Below are 8,255 nucleotides of genomic sequence, written 5' to 3' on the forward strand. Positions count from 1 at the left end.
CTATTTATTGCCTATTGTTTAAGGCGTTTAAGTAAATAGTGATTAGATTTATTTATTTAATCGACCTGCAATCACTTTGGTCGCTAAGTTCAGCATTAATACGAGTACAATCAAGATGGTTGCAGTCGCATAAGCTTGATCCCACTCATGCTGAGTAAATAACTCTTGAGTTAACTTATATAAATGAACAGTCAATGTTCGGCCTGAGTCCATTACAGAGTCAGGTATTTGAGTCACCATACCGGCAGTTAAAAATACCGGTGCTGACTCTCCAATTACTCGGCCAGTACTTAAAATGACTGACGTAACAATGCCTGGTAATGCGCTGGGTAAAATTAAACGCCAAATGGTGTAAATCTTACTACTACCTAATGCATAACCACCTTCACGGTAGCTCATCGGTACTGCCATTAACGCTTCTTCAGTAGTACGGATAATCACGGGCAAAATCAGCATGGCTAATGTCAGTGCACCAGAAAGGATTGAGAAACCTAACCCTAAGGTAGTGACAAAGAATGTCATACCGAATAAGCCATAAACAATTGAGGGGATACCTGCGAGTGACTCAGTACAAAAACGGATTACCTGAACAAACTTGCTACCAGGCGCTGCGTACTCTGTAAGGTAAATAGCCGTCATAATGCCAATTGGTGCGGCGAAAGCTAATGAAAGCAATACCATATAGACTGTTGAGACAATCATCGCCCAAATACCAGAAGCTTCACCAATACGCGTGTAAGAACCAGTGATGAACTCCCAGCTAACATGGCTTAAACCATTTGAAAGAATGTGCCAAACAACCCATAACAGGAATAAAATGGTTACGCCTGCTGCAGCCCAAATAGCACCATGAAGTAATTTATCTTGGTTCTCTCTCGACAGTAATGATTTTGAGCCTGTTAGTGTCGAAATCGTCGAGTTTGATTGAGTAAACTTAGACATGATTAGTACGCTCTCTTGCGATTTAGATATAGCAGTGAACCGTTAAGTAGCACAATAAAAGCTAATAACACGATACCTGTTGCATACAATGCACTCGAATGGATGCCAGTTGCGTATGACATTTCCATTGCGATGTTTGCTGTTAGTGTTCTTGCTGGTTCTAAAATAGAGCCAGGCATTGCTGGAGCGTTGCCCATTACCATAATAATGGCCATGGTTTCACCAATCGCACGTGCAACACCAAGTGCTACACCCGTTAAAATGCCGCTTTTAGCAGCAGGAATTAATACTTTAAAAATACTGTAAACATGCGATGCCCCAAGTGCTAATGCACCTTCTTTATAAACAGAAGGTAAGGCTCTGATTGAGGTTTCTGAAATAGTAATGACGGTTGGCAAAATCATGATTGCTAATACAATGATCCCTGCTAATAGCGTGTTACCAGCAGGAATATTAAATAGGGTTTCGATAGCTGGGACAATAATCACCAACCCGAAAAAGCCGTAAACAACAGATGGAATACCAGCGAGTAGTTCAACAGCGGGTCTAACGAGATCTGCTAACCATTTTGGAGCAATTTCTGCGAGGAATACCGCAGTAAGAATTGCGATTGGAACACCAATCATAACGGCGCCAGCAGTAGAGATGATTGAGGCGACAATCATCGGGAGTATGCCATATAACGCTGGTGGCAACCATTCTTTACCTGTTACAAACTCAGTAACGCCTGCTTCTTTAAATGCAGGTAAACCTTCGTTAAATACAAACCATCCAATGGTGGAAACAGATAGAACGCCAACCATAGCGCAACATAGGAATAGGCCATGAAAGAAGATTTCTTTAATGTCTATGGCGTTTTTAGGTGCAAGTTGCAGTCCTTGTGGTTGGACTTTAGTTGCTGTATTCATCATATGCCTCGAGGTCGTACTGATGATTAAGTAGTTTTAATTTTTTTAGAAATTACAAAAGAGGAGCATAAGCTCCTCTTAAGATATTTAGTTCAATAATTACTGAACGCGGATGTAACCTTCTTCAGCAACAATGCTTTGACCGTCATTTGACATGATGAAGTCTAGGAAGCCTTGTGCATTTGGATGTGGCTGGTCATTCACTAATACGATGAATGGACGAGCGATTTGGTAGTCACCAGTTGCGATGTTTTTATCAGTAGCTTCAACACCACCTACACTTAGAGCAACTAAAGAATCATCAACTGAACCCAGTGAAATATAACCAATAGCAAATGGGTTGTTAGCAACGATTGTTTTGATCATGCCGTTACCGTTACCTACTTGAGCAGTAGGAGTAATAGCCGTTACTTTATGGCCGTTTACTGTACGTTGTAGGTCCATGATTTCTTCGAAAGCACCACGAGTACCAGAACCGTTTTCACGAGTTACTACAACGATAGGACGTGCTTCGCCGCCAACTTCGCTCCAGTTTTTGATTTCACCACGGTAGATTTTTGAAATTTGCTCTTGAGTTAAGTCTTGAACAGGGTTTGCTTTGTTTACTGCTGCAGCAATACCGTCACGAGCAATAACGATTTCTTTTGTATTGTCGTTTAGTTCATTTTCTTTAATGTTACGAGAAGACATACCAATCATGCTGGTGCCGTCCTTCGCAGCACGAATACCCGCAGAAGAACCTGTGCTTTGCACTTCAACGTTCTTTTTCGCTGTGTTTTGATAATTCTCTGCTAGCACTTCCATAACGTGTGCAACAGATGTTGAACCAGATACTGTAACCGTACCAGCTTGAACAAGAGGTGCCGTCATTAAACCAACAGCAGTTAATAAACCAATCACTTTTTTCATCACAAGTTCCACTTATTATTTGGACTTAAATTTGTACTTAATACCCGTCTTGGATATTGGAAGTTAGCGTGCTTCATTCAGCGCTGTAATTTGAAGCGAGTGCATTAAGACAGATCAATATGACAGTTAAGTTACAGTGAAAAATGTCGCTATCTTTTCGATAGGTGGTATCTAAGATTATGTTTTTTTAGTGTTATTTTAATGTTAATTATTTATCTTTATTAACTATAATTCAGTAAAAAGTTATCAGGTTTTCTTAAATTAACTTAAACATGCGCAAGGCATTACTTATGCTGGTTGGTGGTGCTTTTTGGATCTCGCTGGGGCGTAAATAAAGTTTTGTGTTAATAGCTTTTTAAGTCTATTTTAAGTTTGAGGGCGCGATAAATGCTATATTGTGCACAAATTAATTCTCATTAATTATTTTATTAAAGTTTTATTACAGTCGAGCTTAATTATCGATTTAGTTATAAAACTCACAAAGCTTATAACTTTGTCTTTTATTCCTGAAAGGCAAAACATCAACACACTCTAACTTAATTTCTTAAAGGCGGGCTTTATGACAACCGAGATGATCATGATTGGAATGTCTATTCTGGTTGTTATTGGCATTCTATTACATCACCCATCTCGAACTCTTGGTATTCCATCACTATTTATTTTTATGGGTGTAGGGCTGTCATTGGGTAATGGTGAATTTAACTTTGTATATGACAACTTAGATAAAACCGCATGGATAGGCGGGCTGGCCTTAAATGTGATTGTTTTTGTCGGTGGCTTGAATACTTCGACTGCAAAAATAAAAGTCGCTTATAAAGAAGGAGGTGTATTAGCTTCGTTTGGGGTGATTTTTACCACAGTGATATTTGCAGGTATCCTCTATTTGCTACTCGATTTTGATTTTATTATTTGTTTACTCTTTGCTGCAGTGGTGTCCTCTACTGATGCGGCAGCTGTATTTTCAATTTTGGAATCAAAAAAGCTTAAGTTAAAAGAAGAAACCGATACAGTGTTGGAGTTTGAATCAGCAACCAATGATCCTGTTGCTATGTTGATGGTGATTGTATTGACTGAGATGGCATTATCATCAACTCAATCGGTATCACTTTCTTCACTTAGTCTTGATTTAGTCACCCAGATATTTGTCGCAGTTGCTGCAGGACTCTTAATCGGCAAAATTGCGGTTACTTTATTGAGTAAAATTAGTTTATCTGAGTATGGTTTGATCCCTGTATTTGTCTTAGCCAGCTTTATTATTGCTACCTATGGTGCAGACTTATTAGGTGGTAATATCTTATTGGCTTCTTATATTGCAGGTGTGGTGATAGGCAATGGTATTAAACGTGGCCAACAAGTTAACTTGCACTTTTTTAATAGCTTGTCTTGGCTAGCACAGGCATTGATGTTCATTGTGTTGGGGCTTCAGATTTTCCCACAAACATTAATGACAGTATTTTGGGTTTCAATTATCCCAGGTTTATTGCTGATATTTGTAGCTAGACCACTAGCGGTGCAGATGTGCTATTTACCTTTTGTAAAAGCAAGCTGGAAAAAGCGTCTATTTATATCAATGATTGGCTTAAAAGGTGCGACTCCTATTGTGTTTGCACTTATACCGGCTGCTGCAGGTGTACCTGGTGCTATCGATATAGTCCATATGGTGTTCTTTTTTGTATTGTTCTCTATCTTTATTCAAGGCGGTGCGATAGCGCCATTAGCAAATAAGTTAGGCTTAGAGAAAGAAACACCACCAAAATAGTGGCAATCTACTTACTACACTTTAAATTGAGGCTATGCCGTGGCTGCATTCGCTAAATCATTAGCCTCAATTTTGTTCCAAACTTTGTCATGAAAATAAAATACTACAGTGTTTACTGCTGGCTCAATCAAGGCGACGGCCCCACCAATAACAATGCTGCCAGTTAATAAGTAAGTGATAGTAAAGGCGACGCTGAAGTGCAAAATAGCAAATGAGATGGTCTTTTTCATGAGATAACCCTTGTAGTTAATATTGTTCAATTGATTTAATGATAACAATTCTCATTACTATTTAAAGTTTTTTTTATCAATTACAACAAAAGGTTTATTCGATTAGTGTTTAAACCATCTTTTAATGACGTGAAAAATCCCTGTAAATGAGATGTTTTTTCATTTATTAATGATTTATAGATAGAACAAATTGGTGTTCTGGTGGGGGGAAAGTGCAAATGTTTGTTAGATAACATAAACCCTCCCAATTAAGGTAGAGGGTTATCATTATGAAATGACTAAGCAGGCAGTATTTAAGTTAAAGTATTAAGTATTCATCTTTTGCTTACTGTATTAATTCTGATATTAGAATTAATAGTGCCAAGGAAACTTAGAAAAATCTTGATCGCGCTTTTCAAGGAATGCATCACGACCTTCTTGAGCTTCGTCTGTACCATAAGCAAGACGTGTTGCTTCGCCTGCAAATAGCTGTTGGCCAACTAACCCATCATCTGGCAAGTTAAAGCCGTATTTAAGCATACGCATTGCTGTTGGTGATTTACTGTTGATCTCTTTTGCCCATGATAATGCTTCTGTTTCTAGTTCAGCATGAGGAATTGAGCGATTGACCATACCCATATCAAATGCTTCATCAGCCGTATAGTTAAAGCCAAGGAAGAAGATTTCACGGGCGCGTTTTTGGCCAATCATTTTGGCTAAATAAGCACTACCGTAACCCGAATCAAAACTACCTACATCAGGATCGGTTTGCTTGAATACAGCATGCTCTTTCGATGCTAATGTTAAATCACACACTACATGTAAACTGTGCCCACCACCTACAGCCCAACCAGGTACAACAGCAATAACAACCTTAGGCATAAAACGAATTAATCGTTGCACTTCTAATATATGTAAGCGCCCCATACGTGCAACATCAGGTTTGCCTTCTTCAGCGCCTTCATATTTATAACCGTCTTTGCCACGAATGCGTTGATCACCGCCAGCACAGAAAGAAAACTGGCCTTTGGCTGATGGTCCATTACCTGTTAGCAATACACAGCCAACATCAGACCATTGGCGAGCATGATCTAAAGCGGTATAAAGCTCATCAACGGTTTTTGGGCGAAAAGAATTAAGACAATCAGGACGATTGATTGCAATACGAACCGTACCTTGGTCTTTAGCGCGATGATAAGTGATGTCTTCAAAATCGAAGCCACTTACAGTGTCCCAAAGTGTTGGGTCAAATATATCAGAAACCTGTTGTGTCATTTTACTAGCCTTTTTCAATCGAATATCCAAAGGCTAGGCTGAATTAAATCTCAGGTCAATTGACAGATGTCAGGAAAGTTAAATTTATATTTTATCGCAGATTAATTGCAGGTTCTCTTTGCCAAAAATAGGGTGTCTTGCACCAAAACCGCAATACTCATTATCAAAAGCTGCAACTGTGTTGTTATCAGTAAAAATAGCTTTAAATTCTATAGCCTCTTTTGATGTTAGTCTTTCAAGAACACCAGATGGCATAGCAATGACTTTATCGCTCTTTCTAATTATTTTGGTGCCAGTCATTGACGTCACCTTTTCATCAGCACTATTTAGTACTGATTGAATTTCAGCAATTGGTTCATCTAATTTATCTGTTTCAGTCGCAAAGTAGTAAATAACACCGCCAATCAGTGCAATAAGGATCCAACCTCTCATCTTTTAGTCCAATTAAAGTGAATAACCATGAATTATACGAGTATAATATACTCAATTAACACTCTATACACGAGTGTGTAGCAGTTGGTAGCGTTTTTTATTTAAAATCGATAACGTTTTTCGGCAACTGCCACTTATTTTGCCCCTTTTATAAGTAGTAAGGCATTAAGATGACCCAAGAATCTACACCTAAAGATTACGCCAAACAAAAACGGATTAAGATTCATCAACCTGACGCCAGCAAGGCTGACAGATTTAATCCAAGTAATAGTATTTATGTGCGCGCCGTAACAGGTTTATGGACTACAGTAAGAAGGCGTATTGGTTGGGCAACAATGTCATTCTTTTTAATATTACCTTGGCTACCTTGGGGTGACAGACAGGCTGTTTGGTTTAATTTAGCTGAGCAGAAGTTTCATATCTTTGGGCTGACTATTTGGCCACAAGATTTAACCTTGTTGGCAGCGCTATTTACTATTGCGGCATTTGGCTTGTTCTTTGTTACGACTTATCTTGGTAGGGTGTGGTGTGGCTACACATGCCCGCAAACCGTTTGGACGTTTATTTTTATTTGGTTCGAAGAAAAATTTGAAGGAGCACGTAATAAACGAATCAAACTAGATCAAATGCCATGGAGTTTTAATAAGTTATGGCGCAAGACCGCTAAACATACCTCTTGGATCCTCATTTCCTTATTAACAGCAATGACATTTGTATCCTATTTCGTTCCAAGTCGTGAAGTCTATATTGATGTGTTCACTTTGAATGCTGATTTAAGTATTTATTTCTGGGTGGTCTTTTTCACCTTTGCCACATACGGTAATGCAGGCTGGATGCGTGAAATTATGTGTATTCACATGTGCCCGTATGCTCGTTTTCAGGCAGCGATGTTTGATAAAAACACATATATAGTGGGTTATGACACTAAGCGCGGTGAAACAAGAGGGCCAAGATCTCGTAAAGCTGACCCTAAAGAATTGGGCTTAGGCGACTGTATCGACTGTGACTTATGTGTTCAGGTTTGTCCAACAGGTATCGATATTCGTAATGGCCTTCAATATGAATGTATAAACTGTGGTGCTTGTATCGATGCCTGCGACACAACAATGGAACGTATGGGCTATGACAAAGGCTTAATTAGTTATACCACCGAAAATAAACTAGAAGATATCAAAGAGACCATTGTAAGACCAAAACTTATTGGTTACGGCGTAGCCTTAACTGTAATGATCTTGGTTTTCATTTATGCCAGCGCCACTATTGCTCCATTACGTATGGATGTTATTCGAGACAGAAATGCACTTTACCGGATAACTAATGATGGTTTAGTTGAAAATACATATACCTTGAAGCTGCTTAATAAAACCGAGCTAGCACAAGAATATCAACTTTCAATGGACGGTATAGAGTCATATGAATGGAATGGACCGAATCAAGTAGCAATTAAAGCGGGTGAAGTACTGACCTTACCAATTAGTATTGCCGTTGATCCTGGTCAACTAGAACGAACAGTCACTAAAATCAACTTAGTGGTTGCCGCAACCATCGAAGGTAAGGATGTTATAATCAAACAAGAATCGAGATTCTTTGGTGAGTAAATAACGATATAGCTAGAAAAAGGGACTACTTAGTCCCTTTTTTATGCGTTTCGTTTGAAAAAGCGGCTGTTATTCATATTTGTGTCATTTTCTTTCAAAAAGCCCTTGCGGTGTTTCAGTATTTGCCTATAATGCGCATCCACTGACACGGCAACAGGCACTAGCCAACACTGAGTCAGCTTGATTTGAAGCGGTTTTAACTACCTCAAATCAACGGCAAAAA

General features: G+C 38.9%; 8 protein-coding genes. 2 read left to right on the forward strand and 6 right to left on the reverse strand.

The genetic code is table 11. The annotated features are described in order from the left end of the window. Positions 1 to 48: 48 nt before the first annotated feature. The 3 genes from pstA to K5Q58_RS13365 form a co-directional block, all read right to left on the reverse strand. Positions 49 to 942 carry a phosphate ABC transporter permease PstA gene (pstA, locus tag K5Q58_RS13355; protein ID WP_220754420.1) on the reverse strand — a complete coding sequence of 298 codons (894 nt, stop codon included), beginning with the start codon at positions 940 to 942 and terminating at the stop codon, positions 49 to 51. Positions 943 to 944: 2 nt separating this feature from the next. Next, a complete protein-coding gene (gene pstC, locus K5Q58_RS13360; protein ID WP_220754421.1) occupies positions 945 to 1,850 on the reverse strand; it encodes a phosphate ABC transporter permease subunit PstC in 906 nt (301 codons plus the stop codon). A gap of 99 nt (positions 1,851 to 1,949) precedes the next feature. Further along, complete coding sequence (locus K5Q58_RS13365) at positions 1,950 to 2,759, reverse strand: phosphate ABC transporter substrate-binding protein (protein WP_220754422.1); 810 nt, start codon at positions 2,757 to 2,759, stop codon at positions 1,950 to 1,952. Between the two features lie 559 nt (positions 2,760 to 3,318). On the opposite strand from K5Q58_RS13365, the gene K5Q58_RS13370 reads away from it, so the two are divergent. Next, positions 3,319 to 4,518, forward strand: a complete 1,200-nt coding sequence (locus K5Q58_RS13370) for a potassium/proton antiporter (protein WP_220754423.1) — start codon at positions 3,319 to 3,321, stop codon at positions 4,516 to 4,518. A gap of 32 nt (positions 4,519 to 4,550) precedes the next feature. Here the strand turns inward: K5Q58_RS13370 and K5Q58_RS13375 are convergent, their stop codons facing one another. The 3 genes from K5Q58_RS13375 to K5Q58_RS13385 form a co-directional block, all read right to left on the reverse strand. Further along, positions 4,551 to 4,748 (reverse strand): DUF2061 domain-containing protein, encoded by a 198-nt coding sequence (locus K5Q58_RS13375; protein ID WP_220754424.1) that lies wholly within the window; start codon positions 4,746 to 4,748, stop codon positions 4,551 to 4,553. Between the two features lie 351 nt (positions 4,749 to 5,099). After that, positions 5,100 to 6,002 (reverse strand): 1,4-dihydroxy-2-naphthoyl-CoA synthase, encoded by a 903-nt coding sequence (locus K5Q58_RS13380; RefSeq protein WP_220754425.1) that lies wholly within the window; start codon positions 6,000 to 6,002, stop codon positions 5,100 to 5,102. Positions 6,003 to 6,086: 84 nt separating this feature from the next. Further along, entirely contained in the window at positions 6,087 to 6,434 is a 348-nt protein-coding gene (locus tag K5Q58_RS13385) for a hypothetical protein (protein WP_220754426.1), read from the reverse strand. Positions 6,435 to 6,604: 170 nt separating this feature from the next. On the opposite strand from K5Q58_RS13385, the gene ccoG reads away from it, so the two are divergent. Beyond that, the gene (gene ccoG / locus K5Q58_RS13390) at positions 6,605 to 8,032 is read left to right on the forward strand and encodes a cytochrome c oxidase accessory protein CcoG (protein ID WP_220754427.1); all 1,428 of its coding nucleotides are present in this window, start codon (positions 6,605 to 6,607) and stop codon (positions 8,030 to 8,032) included. The last annotated feature ends 223 nt before the right edge of the window (positions 8,033 to 8,255 follow it).

This window comes from Shewanella sp. KT0246 (genome assembly GCF_019654955.1).
GTDB classification, from domain to species: Bacteria; Pseudomonadota; Gammaproteobacteria; order Enterobacterales; family Shewanellaceae; genus Shewanella; species Shewanella goraebulensis.